Consider the following 26,964-nt stretch of genomic DNA (forward strand, 5'->3'; position numbering starts at 1 on the left):
ACGTCGGCGGGGACTCGAACGGCAGACAACGGGAACGCAAGTGCCCGAAGTGCTGGAAGTGCCCGAAGTGCCAGAGGTGCAGGACGTGCCGACAGTGCCAGAAGCTCCAGAAAGAAGATGAAGCGTTGTGACCGCGCAGACCAACCGGAAGTCCGTCGTCTCTCGCCCCAGGACGGGGTGGGCGAAGGCCCGCCACCTGCGGGGAGACGGCGTACGTACCTGTGTCTCGGCCCGCGATGACGGCGAACGCTCCTGCTCCCCGGAGCAGGGGGCCGAGGAGAACATCGTCAGGGGCGAGGACTGAGCGGACCCGTGGCCCTGACGCCGGTGAGCCCGGCCGCGGCCCCGGACAGGAGCGACAGGTGCGGGGATGAGGGGACGGCCGTATCAGGGGCTGGCCGGGTCGTAGCCGTAGGTGAGCGGCTCGTCCTGGCTGCCGAGTGCACGCCGGTAGATGTACAGCGCCTCCACGCGTACGCCCTCCGCGGGGGCGTCGAGCGGGCAGGGGTAGGTCACTTGGAGCACCGAGGGCCGGTCGGCGACCCGCATGCGCAGGCCGTCCGCCGGTCCGCCGGCGAGTACCGCCGTCTGCGATTTCGTCGAGATGCGAAGATCCATGCCCGCACTTTAGATGTTGCGCAATCTGTGAAGTTGTGTGAGCTCTGTCACTCCCAAGCTTCACGAGTTGCGCGCCCCGATGGAACCGGATGAGGTGTTCCGGCGTTCCCACGGGGGGACGGCCGATCATCGGAGCAGTGGAGGAACACCGTGGGCGTAACTCTGGCCAAGGGCGGCAACGTTTCGCTGAGCAAAGAGGCTCCGGGCCTGACCGCGGTGACGGTGGGCCTCGGGTGGGACGTGCGGACGACCACCGGTGCCGCATACGACCTGGACGCGAGTGCGCTGCTGTGTTCCGGCTCGGGCCGGGTCGTCTCCGACCTGCACTTCGTCTTCTACAACAACCTGACGAGCCCGGACGGTTCGGTCCAGCACACCGGCGACAACCTGACCGGTGAGGGCGAGGGCGACGACGAGTCCATCAACGTCGAACTGGCCCAGGTGCCGGCCGAGGTCACCAAGATCGTCTTCCCGGTCTCCATCCACGAGGCGCAGTCGCGCGGCCAGAGCTTCGGCCAGGTCAGCAACGCCTTCATCCGCGTGGTGAACCGCGCCAACAATGTCGAACTCGCCCGCTACGACCTGTCCGAGGACGCCTCGACCGAGACGGCGATGGTCTTCGGCGAGCTCTACCGGCACGGCGGCGAGTGGAAGTTCCGCGCGGTCGGCCAGGGATACGCATCGGGCCTCGCGGGCATCGCGTCCGACTACGGCGTGAACGTCTGACGGGGAGACGAGGGAGACAAGGGAGAGCGGAAGGGGGAGGAGGGCCGAACGCCCCGGCGGAGTGCGGGGGCGGTGTCCGGCTTTCCCGGGGTGTTGCGCATGGCGAAGCGAAAGGTACGGCGACAAGCCCGCCGCCTCCTGGGCGAGGACCCGGTGGCTCTCGTCTGGTGCGAGGTTCACCGCCGCATCCCCCGGCCGCCGGAGGAGGTCCACCGGGCGGCGGGGAAGGGGCGGCTCAAGCCCGGACACCACTGGCTGCTGTACGTCGGAGCCGTACTGTTCTTCTTCGTCGTCGTCCCGATGATGCTGATCGACAGGCTGGGCGGGAGGCTCGACCGGGCGCAGGCGCCTCCCCGGAGGCAGGGGCCGACGCCCGGCGGGGGCCGTGACCGCGACCCCGGCCGGGAGGCCGCGAACGGTGTCTTCGACGGCGACTGGAGCCTGACCGCGGGCCAGTTGCTGCTGCGCTGGTACGGACGCTCGCCCAACCCCAAGCGGCTCGTCCTGCTGACCCGCGACCGAGTCTGCCTGGCCGCGTCCCCGCGCCGTCGGCTGTCGCCCACCAGGGCCGGCGACTTCCGGATCGTCGCCGAGTTCCCGGCGCGCGAGGTGAGCGTCGAGGGTGAGGCCGGACAGCCGCGCGGTTTCGCCACTTTCCGGCTGTGCTTCAGCGACGGCTCCTGGCTCGAGGTCGGCAGGCTGGGCGAGCCCGAGGACGCGGACCACTTCCTGCGCACGATCGACGACTGACCGCCACGGGCGCCGACCGCGTCCTGCTCGGTTGGGCGACGCCCCCGCCGCCTTCAGTCGCCGACCGTCGTCTGTGCTCGCGTGTCGCCCTCCGGTTCCGTCGGCACCGGAGCGTCCCGGTGTTCCGGGCGGACACGGCCGGAGCGGGCGTTCAGCCGGGCGATCAGGGGCTCGGTGTAGCGGGCGGTGAGCGGGCCGAGTACGACCAGGAGCAGCACGTAAGCGGTGGCCAGCGGGCCGAGCGAGGGCTCGATCCCGGCGGTGACGGCGAGTCCCGCGATGACGATCGAGAACTCCCCGCGCGCCACCAGCGCGCCGCCCGCCCGCCAGCGGCCCTTCACGGAGATCCCGGCCCGCCGCGCGGCCCAGTACCCGGTCGCGATCTTCGTCACGGCGGTGACGGCGGCCAGCGCGAGGGCCGGCAGCAGGACAGGCGGGATGCTGGCCGGGTCGGTGTGCAGTCCGAAGAAGACGAAGAACACGGCGGCGAACAGGTCCCGCAGCGGGCTGAGCAGCGTGTGCGCGCCCTCCGCGACCTCGCCGGACAGGGCGATGCCGACCAGGAACGCCCCTACCGCGGCGGACACCTGGAGCTGCTGGGCGATCCCGGCGACCAGAATCGTCAGCCCCAGGACGACCAGGAGCAGCTTCTCCGGGTCGTCGCTGGAGACGAAGCGGGAGATGAGCCGCCCGAAGCGGAGGGCCACGAACAGGACGAGGCCCGCGGCGGCCAGCGCGACGGCCAGGGTCACGCTGCCGGCCGCCAGCCCGGCCCCGGCCACCAGTGCGGTGACGATGGGCAGGTACACCGCCATCGCCAGGTCTTCCAGGACGAGAATGCTGAGGATGACCGGGGTCTCCCGGTTGCCGACCCGGCCCAGATCGCCCAGCACCTTGGCGATGACACCGGACGACGAGATCCAGGTGACGCCCGCGAGCACCACGGCGGCCACCGGGCCCCAGCCGAGCAGCAGCGCGGCGGCCGCGCCCGGCAGGGCGTTGCAGGTGAAGTCGACCAGGCCGGCCGGGTAGTGGGCCTTGAGGTTGGAGACCAGATCGCCGGCCGTGTACTCCAGGCCGAGCATCAACAGCAGCAGGATGACGCCGATCTCGGCGCCGGTGGCGACGAACTCCTCGCTCGCGCCGAGGGGCAGCAGCCCGCCCTCGCCGAAGGCCAGTCCGGCCAGCAGATACAGGGGGATGGGGGAGAACCGCAGCCGGGCGGCCGCCCGGCCGAGCAGCCCGAGAGAGAGGATGATGGCGCCGAACTCGATCAGCAGGACCGCGGAGTGCACAGGTTCACTCCCGTCCGAGTATCGCCGCGGCGGCGTCGACGCCCTCGCGGGTGCCGATGACGATGAGGGTGTCACCGCCCGTGAGCCGGAAGTCCGGGGCCGGAGACGGGATCGCCTCCGCTCGGCGCAGTACGGCCACCACGGACGCGCCGGTCTCGGTCCGCATCCGGGTCTCGCCCAGTACCCGTCCGTTCCAACGGGAGGCCGCGGCGACCTCGACGCGCTCGGCGACCAGCCCGAGGTCCGTGGTGTACAGCAGGCTCGCACTGTGGTGGGAGGGCTTGAGCGCATCGATCAGCGAGCCCGCCTCGGAACTCGTCAGCCGCAGCGACTGCGCACAGGAGTCGGGGTCGTCGGCCCGGTACACGCTCACCGTGCGGGCGCCGTCGCGGTGCGCCACCACCGACAGATGGCGGTGTTCTCGCGTCATGAGGTCGTACTGGACCCCGATGCCCGGCAGCGGTGTCGCCCTGAGACGTGGTGCAGACACGTTTCTTCCCCTTGCTGATGGTCTTGCTGATCGCCTTGCTGACGTCTTGGTGATGGACGTTCTGAACCCTGCCCAAAACCGTCATGCTGCCATCACTCCGTACGGTGGCGACATGGGTGTCATGACGGATGGACGCGGGCGGCGGCGAGCGGAGAGGCTGGTCGGGGCGGCGGCATGGCCGCGGTCCGGGAAAGAGGGAACGCCCCGGGAGCACCGGGGGACGCCGACCGGAGGGGACGGAAAGAGGAGCGTGTCGCTGTTCCGGCGGATCTTCCTGCTCAACGCCGTCGGCCTGACCGTGGCCACCGCGTTGCTGCTGGGTCCGGTCACCGTGTCGACCCCCGTGCTGCCCGGCGAGGCGCTGGTCGTCCTCGCGGGCCTTGCCGTGATGCTCGTCGTCAACGCCGTCGTGCTGTGGATCGGGCTCGCCCCGCTGCAACGGCTGGGGCGGGCCATGGCCACCGCCGATCTGCTGCACCCGGGGGCCCGTGCGGTCGTCACCGGTCCGGCGGAGATGGCCGATCTGATCTCCACGTACAACACCATGCTCGACCGGCTGGAGACCGAGCGCGCCACCAGCGCGGCCCGGGCCCTCTCCGCCCAGGAGCGCGAACGCCACCGCGTCTCCCAGGAACTCCACGACGAGGTCGGCCAGACCCTCACCGCCGTCCTCCTTCAGCTCAGGCGCGTCGCCGACCGGGCGCCCGAGGGGCTGCGCGCGGAGGTGAGGCAGGCACAGGAGGCCACCCGCGGCAGCCTGGACGAGATCCGCCGCATCGCCCGCCGGCTACGCCCCGGTGTCCTGGAGGAACTGGGCCTGCTCAGCGCCCTCCGCGCCCTCACGACCGAGTTCACCGCCCACGGACTGAGCGTGCGCCACCACTTCGACGGCGAACTGCCACAGCTGAGCGAGGAGACGGAACTCGTGGTCTACCGGGTGGCGCAGGAAGGGCTCACCAACACCGCACGGCACGCCGGTGCCGATCGCGCCGAACTCCGGCTCCACCGGGTCGCCGACGGAGTCGAACTACTCGTACGCGACAACGGCACAGGAGCCGGCCGGGCGCCGGAGGGCGCCGGGATCCGCGGTATGCGCGAGCGGGCCCTGCTGATCGGCGCCGGCCTCGCGGTGGAGCCCGGGCCCGACCGGGGCACCGACATCAGGCTGCGCATCACGAGCACCACGAGCACGACGAGCACGACGAGCGTGATGAACGCGACGAGCACCGGCGACCGGTCCGGGCCCCGCACCGGAACCCCTCCCCACGGAGCGCGCTGATGTCTCTTCCCCCGCCCGCCCAGCGCCCGACCCGCGTCCTGCTCGCCGACGACCACGCGCTCGTACGGCGGGGCGTACGGCTCATCCTGGACGGCGAACCCGGCCTGAGCGTGGTGGCCGAGGCCGGCGACGGCGCGGAGGCGGTCGCCCTGGCCCGGACGACGGACGTGGACCTCGCCGTCCTGGACGTCGCCATGCCCCGCATGACCGGACTCCAGGCGGCCCGCGAACTCTCCCGCCGCCTGCCCGAGCTGCGCATCCTCATCCTGACGATGTACGACAACGAGCAGTACTTCTTCGAGGCGCTCAAAGCCGGTGCCTGCGGCTACGTCCTGAAGTCCGTGGCCGACCGCGACCTGGTCGAGGCGTGCCGGGCGGCGATGCGCGACGAGCCGTTCCTCTACCCAGGGGCGGAGACCGCGCTCGTACGCACCTACCTCGACCGCGTCCACCGGGGCGAAGGACTGCCCGAGCGGACCATCACCGAGCGCGAGGAGGAGATCCTCAAGCTGGTGGCCGAGGGACACACGTCGAAGGAGATCGGCGAACTCCTCTTCATCAGCGCGAAGACCGTCGAACGCCACCGCGCGAACCTGCTCCAGAAGCTGGGCTTGCGTGACCGCCTGGAACTCACCCGGTACGCGATCCGGGCCGGCCTCGTCGAACCGTGACCCGTCGCGACGCGGTGCCGCACGCACGCGCTGCGCGCCCGCCCCGACCCGTCGCAGGAAGACTGCGGCCGGGTAGGAGGACGGCACGGCCGCGCGGGACCGGCGGTCGGCAGGGCACGGCGCCCTGACGGCGATCAGCGCCGACTTCGGTGCCTCGCCGCCCGGCTTCGCGCCGGCGCACTCGCCGACCGGCCGCTCTTCGAAACTCGCCGACCGGCGCTCGTCGAGCCGTCCGCCGCGCCTCGGTGCGGCCTGGCCGCGCAAGGTTCGGCCCCGTCGGGTGTCGGCCGCGACGGGGCCACGGGAGAACCGTCCGGTGACAGGGCCACCGGGAACCTCCGGCTAGGAGACAGCCGGCTCGGGCACCCGCGGGAGGGGTTCGGGCAGTGCGCGGGGAACCGGGCGTGCCTCGCGCAGCGTGGGCCACGGAGCCGTCGGAACCAGTGGGGCATGGTCGGCGGCCAGAGCCCGGCGCGAGAACCAAATGATCTTGCCGCCGGTATTCGTGGCACAACAGCCCCAGCCGTCGCTCATCGCGGCGATCTGCGTCAGGCAGCCGCGCGGCGCGTAGTGCGGGCGGACGTCCTGGTCGCTGTCCTGCACCGCGGTGATGAGGTGCTGACCGTTCCACCACATCTCGAGGGTGGTGTTCTTGTCCGCCGCGTGCTCGTCGATCGTGTGCAGTAGCACTTCGGCACAGTGGCAGACCGGCTCGACGAGTGTCTCCAGATTCCAGTACCGGAGATGGGCGGCCAGAATCCGGCGGACGTGTCCGATCCGTTCCGGACTGACCTCCACGTCGAGGTGGTAGTAACAGGGCGCTGCGGTCTTCATTGTCGTTGGCTCCTCACCGGCGAAGCTCCAGCTTCTCCTCGCCCTTGCAGGCCGAGCCCCGAACACGAAGCGTGAGCAGTCATCGCTTCTGAGTCAGTCTCAGGGTGAGCGGGGTACTCCATTCGCGCAACCCGAGCGGACCGGTGAACAGCTGGTTGAAATCCGAACAGGACGCTCGGTGGTCTTCCGTGCACCATGGGTAAAAGTTTTTGAATCCGTAACGGGTCGACGCCGATCCGTTACGGCCATCACCTGCACCACGGTCCCCCTGTGCTTGCACGAGAAAGTAGGAGGTGACTGGAGCGATGCTGCTGCCTGCCAGAACCGAGGTCGCCAGATATCTCCAGCGGTACCGGGCGTGGGAGCGCCTGATGCTCGCTGCTCCCGACAACCTCGTGGTACGGGGAAATTTCGAGAACACGGGTTACACCCTCTGCGTGTTGATGGGGGAACGGTGCGCCCGCGAGGCCGCGGACGCCGCCGAACACTTTCTGCGCACCGGCTCGGCGGCGGCACCGCACGAGCGGAGGACACGCACCGGCTCTCCCGCGCGCACGGCAAGCGGTTCTCCCGCGCGTACGGCAACCGGTTCTCCCGCGCGTACGGCAAGCAACGCCTGAGGTCCGTCGGTCGCGTCGGCCCGGTGCGGACCGGCCCGACCGACCGCACACCACCCCATCGCAGACCGGATCGACCACGGCCGGAGGAGGCGAAACCCATGAACCGGAATCCCGTCATCGGCCGCATACCGATCCTGGACGTCCACCCCCTCGTCGAGGGCGGCAGACGTCCCGCGAAGGCCGTGGAAGGGGAGACGTTCCAGGTCACCGCCACGGTCTTCCGCGAAGGTCATGACGCGGTCGCCGCCAATGTCGTCCTCACGGATCCGCAGGGCCGCAGCGGCCCCTGGACGCCCATGCGTGAACTGGACCCCGGGGCCGACCGCTGGGGCGCCGACGTCACGCCATGGACGGTCGGCAACTGGACGTACCTGGTCGAGGCCTGGAGCGATCCGGTCACCACCTGGCGCCATCACGCCGGGATCAAGATCCCGGCCGGGATCGACACCGAACTCGTCCTCGCGGAGGGCGCCGACCTGTTCGAGCGCGCGGCGTACGGCGTGCCGGAGGGGAAGGGGCGGAAGATCCTGCTGGCCGCCGCCGACGCCCTGCGCGACACCGAGCGCCCCGCCACGTCCCGGCTCGCCGCGGCGCTCACTGTCGAGGCGGACACGGTCCTCGCGCGGCATCCGCTGCGTGAACTGCTCACGTCGTCGGAGCCGTTGCCGCTGCTGGTGGAGCGGGAGCGGGCGCTGTTCGGTTCCTGGTACGAGTTCTTCCCGCGTTCGGAGAGCGGCCGCGTGGACCCGGTGCACGGCACCTTCGCCACGGCGGCGGAGCGGCTGCCCGCGATCGCCGGGATGGGCTTCGACGTCGTCTACCTCCCGCCGATCCACCCCATCGGAACGGCGTTCCGCAAGGGCCCCAACAACACCCTGTCGGCGAGCCGCCGGGATGTCGGGTCGCCATGGGCGATCGGCTCACCGGAGGGCGGTCACGACGCCGTGCACCCAGAGCTGGGCACGATCGAGGACTTCGACGCCTTCGTACGTCGTGCGGCGGCCCTGGGCCTGGAGATCGCCCTCGACTTCGCGCTTCAGTGCTCTCCCGACCATCCGTGGGTGGAGAAGCATCCGGAGTGGTTCCATCACCGTCCGGACGGGACGATCGCGTACGCGGAGAACCCGCCGAAGAAGTACCAGGACATCTATCCGATCGCGTTCGACCGGGACATGCCGGGGCTGATCGCGGAGACGGTGCGGGTTCTGCGGTTCTGGATGGGTCATGGGGTGCGGATCTTCCGGGTGGACAATCCGCATACGAAGCCGGTGGTGTTCTGGGAGCGGGTGATCGGGGAGGTCGGCCGGACGGATCCGGATGTGATCTTCCTGGCGGAGGCGTTCACGCGGCCGGCGATGATGCGGGCGCTGGCGGCGGTCGGTTTCCAGCAGTCGTACACGTACTTCACCTGGCGCAACAGCAAGCGGGAGCTGACGGAGTACCTGACCGAGCTGTCGGGGGAGGCGGCGGCCGTTATGCGGCCGAACTTCTTCGTCAACACCCCGGACATCCTGCATGAGTTCCTCCAGCGTGGCGGGCGGCCGGCCTTCGAGGTGCGGGCGGTGCTGGCGGCGACGCTGTCGCCGTCGTGGGGGGTGTACTCCGGCTACGAGCTGTGCGAGAACACCCCGGTGCGCGCCGGGAGCGAGGAGTACCTCGACTCGGAGAAGTACCAGCTCCGCCCGCGGGACTGGGCGGCGGCCGAGCGCGAGGGACGCAGCATCGCACCCCTGATCACCTCGCTCAACCGGATCAGGCGGGAGCACAGTGCCCTGCGCCGGCTCAGGAATGTCCACTTCCACCATGCCGACAACGACGCTGTGATCGCGTACAGCAAGCGCTCGGGCCGGGACACGGTCGTGGTGGTGGCGAACCTGGATCCGCACCACACCCAGGAGGCGACGGTCTCGTTGGACATGCCGCAACTCGGTCTGGACTGGGCCGCGTTCGTGCCGGTGCGCGACGAGCTCACCGGGGAGAGCTACCACTGGGGCAGGGCCAACTATGTGCGTCTGGAGCCGGGGCACCGGCCCGCGCACGTTCTCACCGTCCTGCGACCGTCCTCACCGCAGATCGGAGGGTCACCCACACGATGATCGTCAACGAGCCCGTCCCGGACACCTTCGAGGACACGCCCGCCAAGGACCGCGATCCGGAGTGGTTCAAACGCGCCGTCTTCTACGAGGTCCTGGTCCGCTCCTTCCAGGACAGCAACGGCGACGGTGTCGGCGACCTGAAGGGCCTGACCGCCAAGCTGGACTATCTGCAGTGGCTGGGCGTGGACTGCCTGTGGCTGCCGCCGTTCTTCAAGTCCCCCCTGCGCGACGGCGGCTACGACGTCTCCGACTACACCGCGGTGCTGCCCGAGTTCGGTGACCTGGCCGACTTCGTCGAGTTCGTGGACGCGGCCCACCAGCGCGGCATGCGCGTGATCATCGACTTCGTGATGAACCACACCAGTGACCTGCATCCGTGGTTCCAGGAGTCCCGCAGCAACCCCGACGGCCCCTACGGCGACTACTACGTGTGGGCCGACGACGACAAGCAGTACCAGGACGCCCGGATCATCTTCGTCGACACCGAGGCCTCCAACTGGACGTACGACCCGGTCCGCAAGCAGTACTACTGGCACCGCTTCTTCTCCCACCAGCCCGACCTCAACTACGAGAGTGCCGCCGTCCAGGAGGAGATCCTGGCGGCGCTGCGGTTCTGGCTCGATCTGGGCATCGACGGCTTCAGGCTGGACGCCGTCCCCTACCTGTACAACGAAGAGGGGACGAACTGCGAGAACCTGCCGGCGACGCACGAGTTCCTGAAGCGGGTGCGCAAGGAGATCGACACGCACTATCCGGACACGGTGCTGCTCGCGGAGGCGAACCAGTGGCCGGAGGACGTGGTCGACTACTTCGGCGACTTCCCCTCGGGCGGCGACGAGTGCCACATGGCGTTCCATTTCCCGGTCATGCCGCGGATCTTCATGGCGGTGCGGCGTGAGTCGCGGTATCCGGTGTCGGAGATCCTGGCGAAGACGCCGGCGATCCCGTCGAGCTGCCAGTGGGGCATCTTCCTGCGCAACCACGACGAGCTGACCCTGGAGATGGTCACCGACGAGGAACGCGACTACATGTGGGCGGAGTACGCCAAGGATCCGCGGATGCGGGCCAACATCGGCATCCGCCGGCGTCTGGCGCCGCTGCTGGACAACGACCGCAACCAGATCGAGCTGTTCACCGCGCTGCTGCTGTCGCTGCCCGGCTCGCCGATCCTCTACTACGGCGACGAGATCGGGATGGGGGACAACATCTGGCTCGGTGACCGGGACGCGGTGCGCACGCCGATGCAGTGGACGCCGGACCGCAACGCGGGTTTCTCGTCCTGCGACCCGGGGCGTCTGTATCTGCCCACGATCATGGATCCGGTCTACGGGTACCAGGTCACGAACGTGGAGGCGTCGATGTCGTCGCCGTCCTCGCTGCTGCACTGGACCCGGCGGATGATCGAGATCCGTAAGCAGAACCCGGCGTTCGGCCTCGGCTCGTACACCGAACTCCAGTCCTCGAACCCGGCCGTCCTCGCGTTCCTGCGGGAGGCCCCCTCGACCGGGGGGAACGGGGACGACCTGGTGCTGTGCGTGCACAACTTCTCCCGGTTCGCGCAGCCCACGGAGCTGGATCTGCGGGCGTTCAGCGGCCGTCATCCGGTCGAGCTGATCGGCGGTGTCCGCTTCCCGGCCATCGGGGAACTCCCGTATCTGCTGACCCTGGCAGGCCACGGCTTCTACTGGTTCCGGCTCCGCAAGGACGTCACCCAGGTCACCAAGGTGAGCTTGTTCGTGAGCTCTTGATCCATGGCCCGGAAAGGAACGCGACGCCATGCCGAAGACCGCACCGCTCCGCCCGAGCCGCCTCAGCCCCGGGCCGCTGCTGACCTCGCTGGCCGGTCTGCTGCGGGAGTGGCTGCCGACGCAACGCTGGTTCGCGGGCAAGGGCCGGCCGGTCATGGATCTCGCCCTGCTGTCGGTGACCGAACTGCACCCGGGCTGTCTGCACCTCCTGCTCCAGGCCGGACACGCCGAGCAGGCCGCCGGCAGCGGTTCCGACGAGCATTCCGTCCACGACTGCTACCAACTCTTCCTAGGTGTGGGGGAGACGGTCCCGGCCCAGCCGGCCCGTGCCGTCATCGGCCGGGCCGACGAGGGCCCGCTGGCCGGCCTGATGGTCTACGACGCCCTTCAGGACCGGAGGTCGACGGCGCTGCTCCTGGAGCGGCTGCGCACCCCGGGCGTCGTAGGACCCCTGCGTTTCGAGCGGGACCTCGGGGTGACGCTGCCCGCCGGTCTCGAGCCGCGCCTTCTCGACGCCGAGCAGTCCAACTCCTCGCTGGTGTACGGGGACCGGTACATCCTGAAGGTGTTCCGCCGCGTCCAGCCCGGCATCAACCCCGACCTCGAGGTGCCCTGGGCCCTGGCCCGACAGGGCTGTGACCGCGTACCCGCGCCGGTGGCGTGGATCCGTACCTCCCTTCCATGGGGGGCGACCCTCGGCGTGCTCCAGCCGTTCCTGCCCGATGCCGCCGACGGCTGGACACGGGCGCTCCAGGCTCTGGACTCGGGCCGGGACTTCATCGACGAGGCGCACGAGCTGGGGCGGGCCACCGCCGAGGTGCATCTGGCGCTGGCCGCGGCCTTCCCGCTCGAGTTCCAGCAGCGGCACCACAACGGACGGCTCGCGGCCGGGATGACACGGCGCCTGGAGGCCGTGGCCCGGTCCGTACCGGAACTCCTGCCGCACGCCCCCGCCCTGCGCTCGGCCTTCGACGCGCTCGCCGCCGTCGACACACCCCGTCCCGCCCAGCGGATCCACGGCGACCTGCATCTCGGCCAGGTGCTGCGCACCGGCCGACGCTGGCACCTCATCGACTTCGAGGGCGAGCCGGCCCGCCCGCTCCCCGAACGCCGTCGTGCCCAGTCGCCCGTGCGTGACGTCGCGGGCATGCTGCGGTCCTTCGACTACGCCGCGCACGCGCGTCACCCGTGGCGGCCGGACTGGGCCCGGCGTTGCCGGGACGCCTACTGCGGGGGCTATGCGGACGAGGCGGGCTGGGATCCGCGCGAGGAGCCCGAACTGCTCCGCGCATACGAGACGGACCGGGCGGTGTACGAGGTCCTGTACGAGGCCCGGCACCGACCCGAGTGGCTGCCGGTACCCATGGCGGCGATCGCACGGCTTGCCGACCGGCAGCCGCTGGGCGCAAGGAGGCCGCAGTGAACGCACATGCTGTTCCCCCCATCTCCACCCCGGCCCCGCCGTCCGGCGCTCGGCCGGCCCCGGTGGCACCGGGTGACCGCGACCGGCTCCTGTCCGGGACGCATCACGACCCGCACTCCGTGCTCGGCGCGCATCCCGTGCCCGGCGGGGTCGCCTTCCGGGTGCTGCGCCCGTACGCGCTGTCCGTCACCGTCGTCACCGACGACCTGCGCACCGAGCTGCACGACGACGGCGCCGGCTTCTTCACCGGCCTGCTGCCGCTGCGCGCCGTACCGGACTACCGGCTGCACGTGGCCTACGAGGGCACGGTCCACGAGACCGAGACGCCTACCGCTTCCTGCCCGCGCTCGGCGAGCTGGACCTGCACCTCATCAACGAGGGCCGGCACGAGGAGCTGTGGACGGCGCTCGGCGCCCGGGTGATGACCCACGCGGGGGTCCTGGGTACCCGCTTCACCGTCTGGGCGCCGAACGCGCGCGGCGTCAGGGTCTGCGGGAACTTCTGCCGCTGGGACGGGGCCGCGTTTCCCATGCGCTCGCTCGGCTCCTCCGGTGTGTGGGAGCTGTTCGTGCCCGGCATCGGCGAAGGCGAACTGTACAAATTCGAGATCACCCGCCCCGACGGCACACACACCGTGCGCGCGGACCCGATGGCCCGCCGTGCCGAAGTGCCCCCGGCGACCGCCTCGATCGTGACGGAGTCGTCGTACGCGTGGGCGGACGGGGCGTGGATGGCCGCGCGCGGCGAGCGTCCCGTGCACGAGTCGCCGTTCTCCGTGTACGAGGTCCACCTGCCGTCCTGGCGACCCGGACTGACGTACCGCCAGCTCGCCGAACAGCTCCCCGCCTACGTCGCCGACCTGGGCTTCACCCATGTCGAGCTGCTGCCCGTCGCGGAGCACCCCTTCGGCGGCTCCTGGGGTTACCAGGTCACCGGCTTCTACGCCCCCACCGCCCGCCTGGGCACCCCCGACGACTTCAAATACCTCGTCGACGCCCTGCACCGGGCCGGCGTCGGCGTCCTGATGGACTGGGTGCCCGCCCATTTCCCCCGCGACGACTGGGCCCTGGCCGAATTCGACGGACGCCCCCTCTACGAACCCGAAGACCCGCAGCGCGCCGCGCATCCCGACTGGGGAACCCTCGAATTCGACTACGGGCGCAAAGAGGTACGCAATTTCCTCGTCGCCAACGCCGTGTACTGGTGCGAGGAATTCCATATCGACGGGCTGCGCGTGGACGCCGTCGCCTCGATGCTCTACCTGGACTACTCCCGCGAGGAAGGGCAGTGGAGCCCGAACGAGTTCGGCGGCCGGGACAACCCGGACGCGGTCGCCTTCCTCCAGGAGATGAACGCCACCCTCTACCGGCGGGTGCCCGGGGTGATCACGATCGCCGAGGAGTCCACCGCCTGGGACGGCGTCACCCGCGCCACACATGACAACGGCCTCGGCTTCGGCCTGAAGTGGAACATGGGCTGGATGCACGACTCCCTCGGCTATGTGCAGCACGAGCCCGTGCACCGCAAGTACCACCACCACGAGATGACCTTCTCCATGGTGTACGCCTACAGCGAGAACTACGTCCTGCCCATCTCCCACGACGAAGTCGTGCACGGCAAGCAGGCGCTGGTGTCGAAGATGCCGGGCGACTGGTGGCAGAGGCGTGCCAACCACCGTGCCTACCTGGGCTTCATGTGGGCCCATCCGGGCAAGCAACTCCTCTTCATGGGGCAGGAGTTCGCCCAGGGCGCGGAGTGGTCGCCGGAGCACGGGCCGGAGTGGTGGCTGCTGGACGACGAGTACCACTCGGCGGGCGACCACCGGGGCATGCGGGACCTCGTACGCGATCTGAACACGCTCTACCGCGCCGAGCCGGCCCTGTGGGAGCGCGACACCGACCCCTCCGGCTTCGCCTGGGTCGTCGGTGACGCAGCCGAGGACAACGTCTTCGCCTTCCTGCGCCACGCCGCCGACGGCACCCCGCTCCTCGCCGTCAGCAACTTCTCCCCGGTCGTCCGCCACGACTACCGTCTCGGCGTCCCCGACGACATCCCCGCCTGGCAGGAAGCCCTCAACACCGACGCCGCCCGCTACGGCGGCAGCGACCTCATCTGTCCCGACCCCGTCAAGCCCGAGTCCGGCGAGATCCGGCTGACCCTGCCGCCGCTCGCCACCGTCTGGCTCCGGCCGGCCTGAGCCGTTCCCAGTTCCCCTTCGGAGAAAATGGGCCCGCGGGAAATTCGGTCCCTGGGAAACTGCGGGAATTTCCCAGGGCCGCCGTCGCCGTTACGATTCCGATTCGGCCGAATGCGCGGTGTCACATCACCAAAGCAATTGTTTTGACGGCGAACCAGGGGGGAATTTCCTCCCTAGTGCTTCGGACAGGAGGCACGTCCGATGGGAGCTGCCCGTCAGGCCCCCGGGTGTGTCCCGAGAGTTGCGTGCGCGCCCTCCCATGGCGACTGTCCACTCAGCACCGCTTGAGGGAGTTGCAAGCACCCATGCGCACCACGACTGGAACGAAGCAGCACCCGCATGACGACGCCCCCGACACGGCCGCGGACTTCGAGCGGCTGTTCGGATTGCCGGACGGGCGCGAGCGGCAGGCGCTGCGCGACGAGATCGTCCGCGCCTGGCTTCCCATGGCGGAGCGCATCGCGTGGCGCTACCGGGGGCGGGGCGAGTCCACCGAGGACCTCTGCCAGGTCGCGGCAGTCGGTCTGGTCAAGGCAGTCGACCGCTACGACCCGGCACGGGGGAACGCGTTCGAGAGCTATGCCGTCCCCACCATCACGGGCGAGATCAAGCGGCACTTCCGGGACCACATGTGGGTCCTGCATGTACCGCGGCGTGTCCAGGACCTGCGCAACCGGGTGCGGGTGGCGGCGAAGGAGCTGTCCCAGACCGTGCCGGGGCACGAGCCCACCGTCACGGAGATCGCCGAGCACGCACAGCTGAGCGAGGACGACGTACAGATCGGCCTGGAGGCCATGGACACCTTCACCGCCCTGTCGCTGGACGCTGAGCTGCCCGGAAGCGACGACGGCTACGCGCTGTCGGACGCCTTGGGCGGCCCCGACTCCGGCTACGACCTCGTCGTCGACCGTGAGGCCGTCAAGCCTTCCCTGCGAGCGCTGCCCGAACGCGAACGCACCATCCTCTACCTGCGCTACTTCCGCGGCATGACCCAGAGCAGCATCGCGGAGCAGCTCGGCATCTCGCAGATGCACGTCTCGCGCCTGATCAGCGGCTGCTGCGCCAGGATGCGCGAGGAGACGCTGGCCGATGTCGCCTAGCGAAGGAGCCGGAACGCATGCGGCCGCCCGGACGAGTCCGTCGATCCGGGCGGCCGTATGCGGCGAGCTCACTGCCGAACCCTCCCGGGGGCGGTTTGCCAGCGTGCCGTCAGTTCCCGGAGTAGCCCCGGTGGGCCATTCGAAACTCCGCTTTCCCGGCGAGACGCGAACGGCGCGGGGCGACGGCGTCAATCAGCCGGCGGAACCGGCGGTGCCCCCGGCAACTGTGTGGGCCCGCAGCGGTCGAGGGTGTCCTCCAGGGTGGCGCGGACATCGGGCGGCAGGTCGTCCCCGCTGTGTCCCCAGATGAGGATCATCTCCGCGACGCACCGCAGCTTGATGTTCGTGTGCTGCGAGACCTCCCGGAGCACGGCCCAGCCCTGGTCGGGTGTCACCCGGCCCAGGGCGACCAGCACACCGATGGCCTGGTCCACCACCGCATGGGAGGTGACGGCCTCCTTGAGCTGGCCGATCTCCTCCTCCAGCTCGACGATGCGATCCGGTTCGGCAGCGGTGGCATGCGGCTCGTCAGGACCTGAACGGGGCTTCGAAATCATCGTCCCCTCCGCGGGCGTCACGCCGTTCGGCGATGTCTGGCGTCCCTTCCATCCTCACCGTTGGGGCCGGTGTGGGCGAACCGGGCCCTGAGCGGACCTCGAACGGGCCTTGAGCGAGTCGTGAGTGGCCTTGACTGGGTTGTGAGTGGGTCTTGACAAGTGAGTCTATCTACACAACTTTGGAGGTCGAAGCCCACATGGGCGTGGGTGATGCGATGGCGGGGAGGTCCTTGGTCGTGGAGTGGACGGGTGCGAGGTATGCGGACGGGCCGACGGTCGAAGTGCCGGTCTGGATCGATGCTCCGCCGCAGCGGGTGTGGGAACTGGTCTCGGACATCGCGCTGATGCCGCGGACCAGCCCCGAGCTTCAGTCGGTGGAATGGCTCGACGGCCGCCGCGGGCCCGCCCTGGGCGCCCGCTTCGTGGGCCGCAGCAGCCACGAGGCACTGGGGGAGTGGGCGACCACCTCCCACGTCGTACGGTACGAGCCGCCACGGGTGTTCGCCTGGGCGGTGGAGGACCCCGAACTCCCCTCCTCGGTCTGGCGGTTCGAGCTGGAGGAGCGGGACGGCGGCACGCTGCTGCGGGAGTGGATGCAACTCGGCCCCGGCCGCTCCGGGCTCTCGTACGCCATCGACCGGATGCCGGACAAGGAGCAGAAGATCGTCTTCGTACGGATGCGGGAGTTCGAGACCAACATGGGTGCCACCCTCGATGTGATCAAGAAGCTCGCCGAGGGCGGCCGGGACGAGGTGGAGGCGTGATGCGTACGTCGACCACGATCGAGGCGTCCGGCGGCACCTGGCGGGAGACGGTGGACTACGTCACCGAGGCGGAGAAGCTGGGTCTCGACATCTGCTGGGTGGCCGAGGCATGGGGCTCCGAGGCGCCCTCGCCCCTGGGATACCTCGCCGCACGCACCCAACGCATGCTGCTCGGCTCCGGCATCATCCAGCTCGGCACGCGCACCCCCATGGCCATCGCCCGGGCGGCGATCACGCTGTCCAACATCTCCGAGGGACGTTTCCTCCTCGGGCTCGGCCCGTCCGGCCCGCAGGTGATCGAGGGGCTGCACGGCGTGCCGTTCGCGCGTCCGCTCGCCCGGATGCGGGAGACCGTCGAGATCCTGCGGTGCGCGGCGACCGGGGAGAAGGTCTCGTACGCCGGACGGGAGTTCACCCTTCCGCTGCCGGGCGGGGAGGCCCGGCCCATGCGGCTGTCCATGCGCGCCGAGCACGACATTCCCGTGTACCTCGCCACGCTCTCGCCGAAGATGCTGGAGCTGACCGGCCGGATCGCGGACGGCTGGCTGGGCACCAGCTTCGTGCCCGAGGGTGCCAAGGAGGCGTACTTCGACCATCTGGACAAGGGGCTCGCGGCAGCGGGGCGCACGCGTGCGGACCTCGACATCTGCCAGGGCGCGGAAGTCGCGTTCGCCGCGGACGAGGAAGCACTGCGGGTGATGATCGCGGGCCGGAAGAAGGAACTCGCCTTCAGCCTGGGCGGCATGGGCTCGGCCGGCACGAACTTCTACAACCAGGCCTACAGCCGCCAGGGCTGGGCCGCCATCGCGGCCGAGGTCGGCGAGCGCTGGCAGGCCGGCGACCGTGCCGCGGCGGCCGCCCTGATCACCGACGAGATGGTCCTCGCCACCACCCTGATCGGCACCGAGGACATGGTGCGCGAGCGGCTGCGCGTCTGGCGGAACGCCGGCGTCGACACCGTTCGCCTCTACCCGGCGGGCGACACCCTCGACGCGCGGCTCACCACACTCGGGCGCGCCCTGGACCTCGTACGAGCGACGGACTGAGGAGCGGCGTACGGGTGCGGGGTCGGGGAGCGGCGTACGCGTGAGGGACCGAGGGGCAGCCGCCGACGCGGCCGCCCCTCGGTCCGGTGGCGCTCCTACGCGGCCAGCGTCACCGACTCCACCGCCGGTGTCCGCAGCGTTCGCCGGGCGGTGGCCAGGCTCGTGCCCAGCGTCACCGCCGCGGCCACCGAGGCGATCGTGAGCCAGATCCCCAGGCCTTGGTGCGGCCACGGCGAATCCGTGCGCACGACGGTGAAGGGAACGATCCCGGCCAGCCCGGCGACGGATCCGAGGAGGACGCCGGTGACCGTCAGGATGACGCTCTCGACTCCGACCGTCCCCAGCACCTGTCCCGGGGTCGCCCCCGCCAGCCGCTGCTGCCCGAACTCCCGGCCGCGGTAGGTCGTCGCCGCGTACAGGGAGTTGATCAGCATGACGCAGGCGAAGACCACGATGATGCCGACGACCACGAGGTTCAGGGTCTCCAGGTTCTTCGCGTCGATCGACTTCGGGACGCCCGAGGCCTTGATCGCGTCGTTCTCGGCCGCCTGCATGCAGAGCGTCGCCGTCGCCACGGCGGTGAAGAGGACCAGCGGCATCAGCACGGCGGACGCCTCGGCGGTGCGCTCCCGCAGGGTGCGTACGGCGAGCCAGCCGCTCGCGCCGGCCGGCGAAAGCCGGTCGAGCAAGCCCTTCAGCAGCCGGGGCGAGAACAGCGCGAGCCCCACCGAGATCAGGATCGCCCCGTAAGCGGGCGGCGCCATCAGGGCGGCGTCCTTCGCCGAGAAGGCGAAGGTGGAGCAGACCGCCGCCCCGCCGGCCGCCAGGGCCGCGTAGGCGAAGAACTTCCGTGCCCCGGCCCGGGGTTCGCGCCGCCGTGTCGCCCGCCGCACCGCCAGGAACGCGGCGCCCGCGGCCGCGAGGACCGTGATGTCGATACCGGACATCAGGGCGACGGGGCCGAAGGAGTGGTCGACGGAGCCGGCGACCTGTCCGCTGTCCTGGAAGACGCTCAGCAGCGCCCGCCCGCCGAGCATCGCCGGACCGATCGCCAGCACCGCACCCACCAGGGCCACGACCACCGACTCACCCACCACCATCCGTTTGATCTGCGCCGGAGTCGCCCTCGAGCAGCGCAACAGGTCGATCTCGGCGCCGCGTTGGCGGACGTTGACCGTCAGCGTCGAGGCCACGGCGAAGAACACCAGCAGGGTGCCGTAGCCGCCGACGACGCTCGCCGAGGTGGTCAGCGACTCCGCGCTCACCGGGTCGACGCCCCGCTGCCCGGCGGTGTCGTACATCGAGTTGAACGTCATGATGATCGCCGCCCCGAGGAACGCGGACAGCAGCGTGGCGAGGAAGCGCCCGGGGCGCTGCCGGACGGAGCGCACGGCCAGAGCGAACACGGCTCACACCCCCGCCGTCACGTCGTCGCCCAGGTGCGCCAGACGCTCGGCGACCGCGTCGACCGTCGGGCCGTGCAGTTCGCCCGCGAGGCGCCCGTCCGCGAGGAAGACGACCGAGTCGGCGTACGAGGCCGCCACCGGGTCGTGCGTCACCATCACGACCGTCCGGCCGTGCACCCGCACCGCCTGCTGGAGCAGCCGCAGCACCTCGCGCGCGCTGCGGGTGTCCAGCGCGCCCGTCGGCTCGTCCGCGAAGATCACGCGGGGTTCGGTGACGAGCGCACGGGCGATCGCGACCCGCTGACGCTGGCCACCGGAGAGCTGGTCGGGCCGGTGGCCGAGGCGGTCGCCGAGCCCCACGGCCGTCAGCGTCTCCCGCGCCCGCTGCCGGTCGACGCGCCGGCCGGCGAGCTTCAGCGGCAGGATCGTGTTCTGCGCCACGGTCAGCGTCGGCAGCAGGTTGTACTGCTGGAAGACGAAGCCGACCCGGCCGCGCCGGAACCTCGTCAGCGCGGCCTCGCTGCCGCCCGTCAGCTCCGTGCCGTCCACCCTCACGATGCCGCTGTCGGGACGGTCGAGTCCGGCCGCGCACTGCAACAGCGTCGACTTCCCGGAACCCGACGGCCCCATCACCGCGGTGAACGTGCCGCGGGCCAGGCTGAGGGACACCCCGTCGAGGGCGGTCACGGCACTGTCGTCACTGCCGTAGGTCCTGGTGACCTTGACCAGGCGCAGCGCCTCCGCGCTCGGGGCGGACCCCGTGTCCTTGCGGCGAAACATCGTCATCACTCTCCGTCCGGCACGCCCTGTGCCCTGCCCAAGACGCTACGGAGAGCGCGGCCCCGCCACATGGGGCGCAGAACCCGTATTGCCGGGTGTACCCAGCGACACCCCGTACGGGTCACCAGAACGAGCCGACCCCCGCGCCCGCCCGGTGCAATGGACGGGTGACCGCGCCCCCGGACGACTGCCTCGCGCGCAACGAGTGGATCTGCGGGGAGTACCTGAGCAGCCGCCGCCAGATCCTCCTCGACGCGGTGGTGCAGCACCTCCAGCTGACCGCGGTCTCGGTGCTCGTCGGCCTCGTCATCGCCCTGCCGCTGGCCGTGCTGGCGCGCCGCTGGGGCTGGGCCGCCGGGCCGGTCCTCGCCGTGACCACGATCCTCTACACGATCCCGTCCCTCGCGATGTTCTCGCTGCTCCTGCCCGTGTACGGGCTCTCGGCCGCCCTGGTCGTCGCGGGGCTCGTCCTCTACTCGCTCACCCTGCTCGTACGGAACATCCTCGCCGGTCTGCGCGCCGTTCCCGAGGAGACCCGGCAGGCCGCGCGCGGCATGGGGTACGGGCCCGTCCGGCTCCTTCTGACCGTAGAGCTGCCCCTCGCCCTGCCCGCCGCCATGGCCGGGCTCCGGATCGCGACGGTCTCGGCCGTCTCCCTGGTGACCGTCGGCGCGATCGTCGGCTTCGGCGGGCTCGGCAACCTCATCTACGCGGGCATGAACACGTACTTCAAGGCCCAGGTGCTGACCGCGTCCGTGCTGTGCGTGGTCATCGCCGTGGCGGCCGATCTGCTGCTGCTCGGTGTGCAGTGGCTGATCACGCCCTGGACGAGAGCGCAGCGCGGATGAACACCCTGACCGGCGCGTGGGACTGGCTCACCGACCCGGCGAACTGGGCGGGCGCCGACGGCATCTGGCACCGGCTCGTCCAGCACCTCGTCCTGACCGTCGTCTGCCTGGTCATCAGCTGTCTGATCGCCCTGCCGGTCGCCCTCGTCCTCGGCCACCTCGGCAAGGGCGGTGCGCTCGCCGTCAACATCTCCAACGTCGGCCGTGCGGTGCCCACCTTCGCCGTGCTGGTGCTGCTGCTCCTCACACCGCTCGGCAAGTGGGGGGAGGGGCCGACGGTGGTCGCCCTGGTCCTGTTCGCCGTGCCGCCGCTGCTCACCAACGCGTACGTCGGGATGCGGGAGGTCGACCGCAGTGTGGTGCGGGCCGCCCGCGGCATGGGCATGACCGGGCGACAGATGCTGTTCCGCGTGGAACTCCCCCTTTCCCTGCCCCTTGTCATGAACGGGGTGCGGATCGCCGCCGTACAGCTCGTCGCGACCGCCACCATCGCCGCGCTGGCGGGCGGCGGCGGGCTCGGCCGGATCATCACCGCGGGATTCAATCTGGCGAGCACGCCGCAGGTGGTGGCCGGAGCCGTACTCGTCGCCGTGTTCGCGCTGATCGTCGAGGGCGTCTTCGAGGCCGCCGAGCGGCTGGCACCGTACTGGGCGCGAGGCCCGCGGTGACGTGGCGCCCGGCGCTGGCGGGCCTGCTCCTGCTCACGGGGTGCACCACCGGCCCGTCCCTGGAGAACCGCGACGAGGTCACCGCGCCGCCCGGCGACAGCAGACACCTCACCATCGGCTCGGCCGGATTCACCGAGAGCGACCTGCTGGCCCAGATGTACGCGCTGCTGCTGGAGCGGGCCGGATACAAGACCTCGATGCTGACCGTCGCCAACCGTGAACTCTACGAACCCGCACTGGAATCGGGGCAGATCGATGTCGTCCCGGAGTACGCGGCCACCTTCGCGGACTGGCTCAACGCCAAGACCCACGGTACCGACGCCCCGGCCGTGGGCTCACCCGATCAGAACGCCACGATGAGCGCCCTGCGCAAGCTCGCCGCGCCCCGCGGGCTGACCGTTCTCGACGCGGGCAGGGCGGTCGACCAGAACGCCTTCGCGGTGACGAAGGCGTACGCCCGGCAGCATCACCTCAAGACACTGAGCGACCTCGGCGGGTCCGGGCTGAAGGTGCGGCTCGCGGCGGGCGACGAGTGTGTGCAACGCCCGTACTGCGAACCGGGGTTGAAGAAGACGTACGGCATCGACATCACCGCCGTCGACCCGAAGGGCGTCGGCACCACGCAGGCGAAGCGGGCGGTCCAGAGCGGGCAGGACCAGATGGTGCTGACCACCACGACGGACGCGACCCTGGACGAGTTCGGGCTCGTCCTGCTCGCCGACGACCGGCATCTCCAGAACGCCGACAGCATCGTGCCCGTGGTCAACCGTGCGCAGGCAGGCAGCGAGCGGGTCACCGGGGCGCTCGACCGGCTCAACGACGTGCTCACGACCGGTGACCTGGCCGCCATGAACCAGCAGGTGGACAGCTGGCGGCGGCTGCCGAAGGACGTGGCCCGGTCCTACCTGACGGAGAAGGGCCTGCTGAAGTGACGGGCCGGTGCTGCGGGGCAGACGGGAGTTTGGCGACAGGCCCTAGGCATCCGCGACCGAGTCGAACGACACCTGCCCGCGCGGCACACCCAGCGCGTCCGCGTCCACCGAACGGCGCAGCGCCTCATGGAGCTTGGCCGGGGTCAGCACGCCCAGGAAACGTGCCCCGTCCAGGACGGCGACCCAGCCCGCGTCGTGCTGGAGCATCACACCGAAGGCCTCCTTCAGGGGGGCGCCCACCGGCACCCAGGAGTTCATCCGGTGGGCGAGATCGCGCACGGCGCCGCCGGCGCCGAGCTCGTCGACGCCGACCCAGCCGTGCAGGTCGCCCCCGGCGTCCAGGACGACCGCCCAGCGGGCGCCCTCCGCGTTCAGCCGGGCAGCCGTCCGCTCGGCGGCCTCGTCGAGGCGGGCGATCGGCGGCTGTTCGAGATCGTCCGCCTCGATCTCGGTCACCGACAGCCGCTTCAACCCGCGGTCGGCGCCCACGAACTCGGCGACGTACGGCGTGGCGGGCGTTCCGAGGACCGCCCCCGGCGTGTCGAACTGCTCGATGCGCCCCTGCCCGTACACCGCGATCCGGTCGCCGAGCCGCACCGCCTCCTCGATGTCGTGCGTCACCAGCAGCACCGTCTTGCGCACCGCCTCCTGCATTCGCAGGAACTCGTCCTGCAACTGCTCCCGCACCACCGGATCGACCGCGCCGAACGGCTCGTCCATCAGCAGCACCGGCGGGTCGGCGGCCAGCGCCCGCGCCACCCCGACACGCTGACGCTGACCGCCCGACAACTGGTCCGGATAGCGGGCGCCGTACGTCTTCGGGTCGAGGCCCACCAGGCCGAGCAGCTCGGCCGCGCGCGCCCGCGCCTTCGGCTTCTTCCAGCCGATCAGCGAGGGCACGGTCGCCGTGTTGTCGAGGATCGTCCGGTGCGGGAACAGACCCACCTGCTGGATCACGTAGCCGATCCGCCGCCTCAGCCGCACGGGGTCGACCGCCGCGATGTCCTCGCCGTTCACGAAGATCCGCCCCGAGGTCGGTTCGATCAGCCGGTTCACCATCATCATGGTGGTCGTCTTGCCGCAGCCCGACGGACCCACGAGCGTGACGAGTTCACCCTCGGCGACCTCGAAGGACAGGCCGTCCACGGCTGTGGTGCCGTCCGGATAGCGCTTGGTGACCTGTTCGAACCGGATCATGACCTCACGCTAACCGCGCCGGTCGCACGCCGCTACGCCGTGACCGCCCCGGGCCGGCCGCTCACCAGCACCACCTCCAGGATGCGCGGACCGTGCACTCCCTCGACCCGGTCGAGCTCGATGTCACTGGTCGCCGACGGACCGGAGATCCAGGTCAGCGGGCGCGTCGGGTCGAGGCGCAAAAGGGCCTGGGGCACCGAGGAGACCACCTGGTCCGGCACGCGTACGACACAGATGTGGTGGTCCGGCACCAGAGTGACGCGGCGGCGGCCCTGCTCCGGGCCGCCGTCCAGCACGAGGGTGCCCGTCTCGGCGATCGCCACCGTGCACGCCGTGACCACGCTGTCGACCCGGTCCAGCTCGTGCGCGGTGCTGTCGGCCCGGTCGGGGACGCGCGGGACCCCGGTCGCCGCCAGCCATTCCCCGTCCAGACCGGGCGGCACGAGCACCGACGTCGAGCCGCGGTCCGCGAGCAGCCCGGCGATCACCGCCGGCAGTCCGTCGGCCGTGCAGCGGTGCACGATCGCCCGGTAGTCCGCCAGGTTCTCGGCCAGCAGGTCGACCGTCTCCGCGACGCTCCGGGCACCGTGCTCGCGCAGATAGCTCCGGTCGACCGCCTGCTCGTACGGCGTGTCGTCCGATACGTCGGCGAGCGCGCGCCGCACCCGGCCGAGGATCACGTCCCTGCTGCTCACTTCGCGTCCTTTCCACCGTGCGTACGCTGCCACCAGTCGCGGAACGGCTCCGCGGGCACCTCCGGCAGGTCCCGGCTCGCGCTCCACGCCTTGCCCGGGCCGGGCAAGGTACGGGGATGGAAGCGGCGCGTCCGGGACGCGAGCCGTTGCCCGGCGCGCAGGGCGCCCGGGTGGCTGAAGGCCCAGCGCGCCCCGCGCATCGCGGCCCGCTCGGCGGCGTGCCCCTTCGCCGGCTTCAGTACGACCTTGGCGCCCTCCCGCGTCACGGGGCCGCCCTCCACGATCCGCTCGCGCAGATGCACCAGCACCTCGGGGATGTCGATGGCGACCGGGCACACCTCGTAGCAGGCGCCGCACAGCGAGGACGCGTACGGCAGTGACGCGTCGATCTCGCTCGCGGTGCCCCGGAGCTGAGGGCTGAGGATGGCGCCGATCGGACCCGGGTAGACCGATCCGTAGGCATGGCCGCCCGCCCGCTCGTACACCGGGCAGACGTTGAGACATGCCGAGCAGCGGATGCAGCGCAGCGCCTGGCGGCCGACCTCGTCGGCGAGCGTGTCGGTGCGGCCGTTGTCGAGGAGGACCAGGTGGAAGGTTCGCGGGCCGTCCCCGTCCGTGGTGCCCGTCCAGGTCGAGGTGTACGGGTTCATGCGCTCGGCCGTCGAGGAGCGGGGGAGCGTCTGGAGGAACACCTCCAGGTCCTGCCAGGTCGGCACGATCTTCTCGATGCCGACGACCGAGATCAGCGTCTCGGGGAGGGTGAGGCACATCCGGCCGTTGCCCTCCGACTCCACGACCACCAGTGTGCCGGTCTCGGCGACCATGAAGTTGGCACCGGAGACGCCGACCTTGGCGCGCAGGAACTTCTCGCGCAGGTGGAGGCGGGCGGCGTCGGCGAGCTCGGCGGGCGTGTCGGTGAGGCCTTCGGGCGCCGGACGTCCCCACGCGCCCATCTCGGAGCGGAAGATGTCGCGGATCTCGCCGCGGTTGCGGTGGATGGCGGGGACGAGGATGTGCGAGGGGCGGTCCTTGCCCAACTGCACGATGAGTTCGGCGAGGTCGGTCTCGTAGGCGCGGATCCCCTCGGCTTCGAGCGCTTCGTTGAGGGCGATCTCCTGGGTGGCCATGGACTTGACCTTGACGACCTCGGTCTCGCCGGTTTCCTTGACCAGCCGGGTGACGATCCGGTTGGCCTCGTCGGCGTCGGCCGCCCAGTGCACCGTGCCCCCGGCCGCCGTGACCGACTCCTCCAACTGCACCAGATACCGGTCGAGATGACGGAGCGTGTGATCCTTGATCTGCTTGCCGGCCTCGCGCAGCGCGGCCCAGTCCGAGACTTCCGCGACCGCTTTGGCACGCTTGGCGCGGATCGTATGGGTCGCGTGGCGCAGATTGCCGCGCAGGGTCCGGTTGTTCACCGCGTCATGGGCCGCCTCAGGGAAGGCCGGCATCCCGACGAACGTCCCGCTCATGCGCTCGGCTCCTCTTCCGTGCTCGCCAGGATCTCCGCGATGTGCACCGGCCGCATTGCGGTGCTCAGCCGGGCCATCGTGCCGCCGATGTGCATCAGACACGAGTTGTCGGCGGCGCACAGCACCTCGGCGCCCGTCGACTCGGCGCTGCGTACCTTGTCGGTGCCCATCGCCGCGGACACGTCGGGGTTCTTGACGGCGAAGGTGCCGCCGAAGCCGCAGCACTCGTCGGCGCCGGGCAGCTCCCGCAGCTCCAGCCCCTTGACCGCCTGGAGCAGTCGGCGCGGCCGGTCGCCAAGCCCCAGGCTGCGCAGACCGTGGCAGGTCGGGTGGTACGTCACCGTGTGCGGGTAGTACGCGCCGACGTCCGTGACACCCAGCACGTCCACCAGGAACTCGGTCAGCTCGTACGTCTTCGGCACGACCGGCGCCAAGGTCTTCGCCAGTGTGTCCCCGCGGCCCTCGGCGCGTGCCCGCTCACCCATCCGCGGATACAGCTCCCGCACCATCGCGCCGCAGGACCCGGACGGCGTGACGATTGCCTCGTACTCCCCGAATACATCGGAGAAATGCCGTGCCAGCGGCTCCGCCTGATGCCGGTAGCCGGTGTTGTAGTGGGCCTGTCCGCAGCAGGTCTGGTCCATCGGGAAGTCGACGTCGACACCCAGCCTGGTCAGCAACTTCAGCACGGCGCGGCCCGTGTCCGGATACAGCGTGTCGTTGACACAGGTCAGGAACAGGGCGACACGCAT

General features: G+C 70.6%; 26 protein-coding genes and 1 pseudogene. 16 read left to right on the forward strand and 11 right to left on the reverse strand.

Going from position 1 to position 26,964, the window contains the following annotated elements:
* Positions 1-127 precede the first annotated feature (127 nt).
* Positions 128-304, forward strand: a complete 177-nt coding sequence (locus tag GTY58_RS39945; RefSeq protein WP_010988780.1) for a hypothetical protein — start codon at positions 128-130, stop codon at positions 302-304.
* Between the two features lie 83 nt (positions 305-387).
* Here GTY58_RS39945 and GTY58_RS38330 read toward each other — a convergent pair whose 3' ends face one another.
* The gene (locus tag GTY58_RS38330) at positions 388-618 is read right to left on the reverse strand and encodes a hypothetical protein (protein WP_010988781.1); all 231 of its coding nucleotides are present in this window, start codon (positions 616-618) and stop codon (positions 388-390) included.
* Between the two features lie 150 nt (positions 619-768).
* Between GTY58_RS38330 and GTY58_RS38335 the strand changes: the two genes are divergently transcribed.
* Both GTY58_RS38335 and GTY58_RS38340 read left to right on the forward strand, forming a co-directional pair.
* A complete protein-coding gene (locus tag GTY58_RS38335) occupies positions 769-1,344 on the forward strand; it encodes a TerD family protein (RefSeq protein ID WP_010988782.1) in 576 nt (191 codons plus the stop codon).
* A gap of 99 nt (positions 1,345-1,443) precedes the next feature.
* Positions 1,444-2,094: a hypothetical protein gene (locus GTY58_RS38340; RefSeq protein WP_037647221.1), complete on the forward strand. Its 651-nt coding sequence runs from the start codon at positions 1,444-1,446 to the stop codon at positions 2,092-2,094.
* A gap of 53 nt (positions 2,095-2,147) precedes the next feature.
* Here GTY58_RS38340 and GTY58_RS38345 read toward each other — a convergent pair whose 3' ends face one another.
* Together GTY58_RS38345 and GTY58_RS38350 are read right to left on the reverse strand one after the other, a co-directional pair.
* Entirely contained in the window at positions 2,148-3,389 is a 1,242-nt protein-coding gene (locus GTY58_RS38345) for a cation:proton antiporter (RefSeq protein ID WP_010988784.1), read from the reverse strand.
* Between the two features lie 4 nt (positions 3,390-3,393).
* A complete protein-coding gene (locus tag GTY58_RS38350; RefSeq protein WP_037647132.1) occupies positions 3,394-3,879 on the reverse strand; it encodes a TrkA C-terminal domain-containing protein in 486 nt (161 codons plus the stop codon).
* 250 nt (positions 3,880-4,129) lie between these two features.
* Between GTY58_RS38350 and GTY58_RS38355 the strand changes: the two genes are divergently transcribed.
* A complete protein-coding gene (locus GTY58_RS38355) occupies positions 4,130-5,158 on the forward strand; it encodes a sensor histidine kinase (RefSeq protein WP_242432219.1) in 1,029 nt (342 codons plus the stop codon).
* The gene (locus GTY58_RS38360) at positions 5,158-5,829 is read left to right on the forward strand and encodes a response regulator (protein ID WP_010988787.1); all 672 of its coding nucleotides are present in this window, start codon (positions 5,158-5,160) and stop codon (positions 5,827-5,829) included. The genes GTY58_RS38355 and GTY58_RS38360 overlap by 1 nt, the downstream gene beginning before the upstream one ends.
* Positions 5,830-6,171: 342 nt before the next feature.
* Here GTY58_RS38360 and GTY58_RS38365 read toward each other — a convergent pair whose 3' ends face one another.
* Positions 6,172-6,663, reverse strand: coding sequence for a hypothetical protein (locus GTY58_RS38365; RefSeq protein WP_010988788.1), 492 nt, complete (start codon positions 6,661-6,663; stop codon positions 6,172-6,174).
* A 305-nt stretch (positions 6,664-6,968) separates the two neighbouring features.
* On the opposite strand from GTY58_RS38365, the gene GTY58_RS38370 reads away from it, so the two are divergent.
* From GTY58_RS38370 to GTY58_RS38395, 6 genes and pseudogenes are all read left to right on the forward strand, one after another.
* On the forward strand, positions 6,969-7,283 hold the full coding sequence (locus GTY58_RS38370; RefSeq protein ID WP_078234598.1) for a DUF5133 domain-containing protein: 315 nt from the start codon (positions 6,969-6,971) through the stop codon (positions 7,281-7,283).
* 98 nt (positions 7,284-7,381) lie between these two features.
* A complete protein-coding gene (locus GTY58_RS38375) occupies positions 7,382-9,379 on the forward strand; it encodes an alpha-1,4-glucan--maltose-1-phosphate maltosyltransferase (protein WP_010988790.1) in 1,998 nt (665 codons plus the stop codon).
* On the forward strand, positions 9,376-11,127 hold the full coding sequence (treS, locus tag GTY58_RS38380) for a maltose alpha-D-glucosyltransferase (protein ID WP_010988791.1): 1,752 nt from the start codon (positions 9,376-9,378) through the stop codon (positions 11,125-11,127). Before GTY58_RS38375 ends, treS begins: the two co-directional genes overlap by 4 nt.
* A gap of 28 nt (positions 11,128-11,155) precedes the next feature.
* On the forward strand, positions 11,156-12,550 hold the full coding sequence (locus GTY58_RS38385; RefSeq protein WP_010988792.1) for a hypothetical protein: 1,395 nt from the start codon (positions 11,156-11,158) through the stop codon (positions 12,548-12,550).
* 20 nt (positions 12,551-12,570) lie between these two features.
* A pseudogene (glgB, locus tag GTY58_RS38390) lies at positions 12,571-14,747 on the forward strand (1,4-alpha-glucan branching enzyme).
* 305 nt (positions 14,748-15,052) lie between these two features.
* A complete protein-coding gene (locus GTY58_RS38395; protein WP_010988795.1) occupies positions 15,053-15,847 on the forward strand; it encodes an RNA polymerase sigma factor SigF in 795 nt (264 codons plus the stop codon).
* Between the two features lie 188 nt (positions 15,848-16,035).
* Here GTY58_RS38395 and GTY58_RS38400 read toward each other — a convergent pair whose 3' ends face one another.
* A complete protein-coding gene (locus GTY58_RS38400) occupies positions 16,036-16,404 on the reverse strand; it encodes an ANTAR domain-containing protein (protein ID WP_042494044.1) in 369 nt (122 codons plus the stop codon).
* Positions 16,405-16,640: 236 nt separating this feature from the next.
* Here GTY58_RS38400 and GTY58_RS38405 point away from each other — a divergent pair, with 236 nt between their 5' ends.
* Together GTY58_RS38405 and GTY58_RS38410 are read left to right on the forward strand one after the other, a co-directional pair.
* Positions 16,641-17,168, forward strand: a complete 528-nt coding sequence (locus GTY58_RS38405; RefSeq protein ID WP_037650924.1) for an SRPBCC family protein — start codon at positions 16,641-16,643, stop codon at positions 17,166-17,168.
* Complete coding sequence (locus GTY58_RS38410; protein ID WP_037650923.1) at positions 17,168-18,214, forward strand: LLM class flavin-dependent oxidoreductase; 1,047 nt, start codon at positions 17,168-17,170, stop codon at positions 18,212-18,214. Before GTY58_RS38405 ends, GTY58_RS38410 begins: the two co-directional genes overlap by 1 nt.
* Before the next feature lie 95 nt (positions 18,215-18,309).
* Here GTY58_RS38410 and GTY58_RS38415 read toward each other — a convergent pair whose 3' ends face one another.
* Both GTY58_RS38415 and GTY58_RS38420 read right to left on the reverse strand, forming a co-directional pair.
* Entirely contained in the window at positions 18,310-19,620 is a 1,311-nt protein-coding gene (locus GTY58_RS38415) for an FtsX-like permease family protein (RefSeq protein WP_010988799.1), read from the reverse strand.
* 3 nt (positions 19,621-19,623) lie between these two features.
* Positions 19,624-20,406, reverse strand: coding sequence for an ABC transporter ATP-binding protein (locus GTY58_RS38420; RefSeq protein WP_037650921.1), 783 nt, complete (start codon positions 20,404-20,406; stop codon positions 19,624-19,626).
* Positions 20,407-20,567: 161 nt separating this feature from the next.
* Between GTY58_RS38420 and GTY58_RS38425 the strand changes: the two genes are divergently transcribed.
* Genes GTY58_RS38425 through GTY58_RS38435 form a run of 3 tightly spaced genes read left to right on the forward strand, consistent with a single transcriptional unit; the run spans position 20,568 to position 22,848 of the window.
* Positions 20,568-21,248, forward strand: a complete 681-nt coding sequence (locus GTY58_RS38425; protein ID WP_037650919.1) for an ABC transporter permease — start codon at positions 20,568-20,570, stop codon at positions 21,246-21,248.
* On the forward strand, positions 21,245-21,916 hold the full coding sequence (locus GTY58_RS38430) for an ABC transporter permease (protein WP_010988802.1): 672 nt from the start codon (positions 21,245-21,247) through the stop codon (positions 21,914-21,916). The genes GTY58_RS38425 and GTY58_RS38430 overlap by 4 nt, the downstream gene beginning before the upstream one ends.
* Positions 21,913-22,848, forward strand: coding sequence for an ABC transporter substrate-binding protein (locus GTY58_RS38435; RefSeq protein ID WP_010988803.1), 936 nt, complete (start codon positions 21,913-21,915; stop codon positions 22,846-22,848). Before GTY58_RS38430 ends, GTY58_RS38435 begins: the two co-directional genes overlap by 4 nt.
* Before the next feature lie 42 nt (positions 22,849-22,890).
* On the opposite strand, the gene GTY58_RS38440 is transcribed toward GTY58_RS38435, so the two are convergent.
* Genes GTY58_RS38440 through GTY58_RS38455 form a run of 4 tightly spaced genes read right to left on the reverse strand, consistent with a single transcriptional unit; the run spans position 22,891 to position 26,964 of the window.
* A complete protein-coding gene (locus GTY58_RS38440) occupies positions 22,891-24,045 on the reverse strand; it encodes a betaine/proline/choline family ABC transporter ATP-binding protein (RefSeq protein WP_010988804.1) in 1,155 nt (384 codons plus the stop codon).
* Positions 24,046-24,077: 32 nt separating this feature from the next.
* Positions 24,078-24,740 (reverse strand): lactate utilization protein C, encoded by a 663-nt coding sequence (locus tag GTY58_RS38445; RefSeq protein ID WP_037650917.1) that lies wholly within the window; start codon positions 24,738-24,740, stop codon positions 24,078-24,080.
* Positions 24,737-26,212, reverse strand: a complete 1,476-nt coding sequence (locus GTY58_RS38450) for a LutB/LldF family L-lactate oxidation iron-sulfur protein (protein ID WP_010988806.1) — start codon at positions 26,210-26,212, stop codon at positions 24,737-24,739. The genes GTY58_RS38445 and GTY58_RS38450 overlap by 4 nt, the downstream gene beginning before the upstream one ends.
* Positions 26,209-26,964, reverse strand: a complete 756-nt coding sequence (locus GTY58_RS38455; protein WP_010988807.1) for a (Fe-S)-binding protein — start codon at positions 26,962-26,964, stop codon at positions 26,209-26,211. The genes GTY58_RS38450 and GTY58_RS38455 overlap by 4 nt, the downstream gene beginning before the upstream one ends.

The organism is Streptomyces sp. SID5469 (genome assembly GCF_009862865.1).
GTDB classification, from domain to species: domain Bacteria; phylum Actinomycetota; class Actinomycetes; order Streptomycetales; family Streptomycetaceae; genus Streptomyces; species Streptomyces avermitilis.

Excerpts from the sequence above, each read along its gene's own strand:
- GTY58_RS38370 (WP_078234598.1), top strand. The coding sequence starts at position 6,969 with ATGCTGCTGCCTGCCAGAACCGAGGTCGCCAGATATCTCCAGCGGTAC.
- GTY58_RS38360 (WP_010988787.1), top strand. The coding sequence starts at position 5,158 with ATGTCTCTTCCCCCGCCCGCCCAGCGCCCGACCCGCGTCCTGCTCGCC.
- GTY58_RS38340 (WP_037647221.1), top strand. The coding sequence starts at position 1,444 with ATGGCGAAGCGAAAGGTACGGCGACAAGCCCGCCGCCTCCTGGGCGAG.
- GTY58_RS38430 (WP_010988802.1), top strand. The coding sequence starts at position 21,245 with ATGAACACCCTGACCGGCGCGTGGGACTGGCTCACCGACCCGGCGAAC.
- GTY58_RS38385 (WP_010988792.1), top strand. The coding sequence starts at position 11,156 with ATGCCGAAGACCGCACCGCTCCGCCCGAGCCGCCTCAGCCCCGGGCCG.
- GTY58_RS38410 (WP_037650923.1), top strand. The coding sequence starts at position 17,168 with ATGCGTACGTCGACCACGATCGAGGCGTCCGGCGGCACCTGGCGGGAG.
- GTY58_RS38395 (WP_010988795.1), top strand. The coding sequence starts at position 15,053 with ATGCGCACCACGACTGGAACGAAGCAGCACCCGCATGACGACGCCCCC.
- GTY58_RS38330 (WP_010988781.1), bottom strand. The coding sequence starts at position 618 with ATGGATCTTCGCATCTCGACGAAATCGCAGACGGCGGTACTCGCCGGC.
- GTY58_RS38375 (WP_010988790.1), top strand. The coding sequence starts at position 7,382 with ATGAACCGGAATCCCGTCATCGGCCGCATACCGATCCTGGACGTCCAC.
- GTY58_RS38365 (WP_010988788.1), bottom strand. The coding sequence starts at position 6,663 with ATGAAGACCGCAGCGCCCTGTTACTACCACCTCGACGTGGAGGTCAGT.
- treS (WP_010988791.1), top strand. The coding sequence starts at position 9,376 with ATGATCGTCAACGAGCCCGTCCCGGACACCTTCGAGGACACGCCCGCC.
- GTY58_RS38400 (WP_042494044.1), bottom strand. The coding sequence starts at position 16,404 with ATGATTTCGAAGCCCCGTTCAGGTCCTGACGAGCCGCATGCCACCGCT.
- GTY58_RS38455 (WP_010988807.1), bottom strand. The coding sequence starts at position 26,964 with ATGCGTGTCGCCCTGTTCCTGACCTGTGTCAACGACACGCTGTATCCG.
- GTY58_RS38420 (WP_037650921.1), bottom strand. The coding sequence starts at position 20,406 with ATGACGATGTTTCGCCGCAAGGACACGGGGTCCGCCCCGAGCGCGGAG.
- GTY58_RS38440 (WP_010988804.1), bottom strand. The coding sequence starts at position 24,045 with ATGATCCGGTTCGAACAGGTCACCAAGCGCTATCCGGACGGCACCACA.
- GTY58_RS38450 (WP_010988806.1), bottom strand. The coding sequence starts at position 26,212 with ATGAGCGGGACGTTCGTCGGGATGCCGGCCTTCCCTGAGGCGGCCCAT.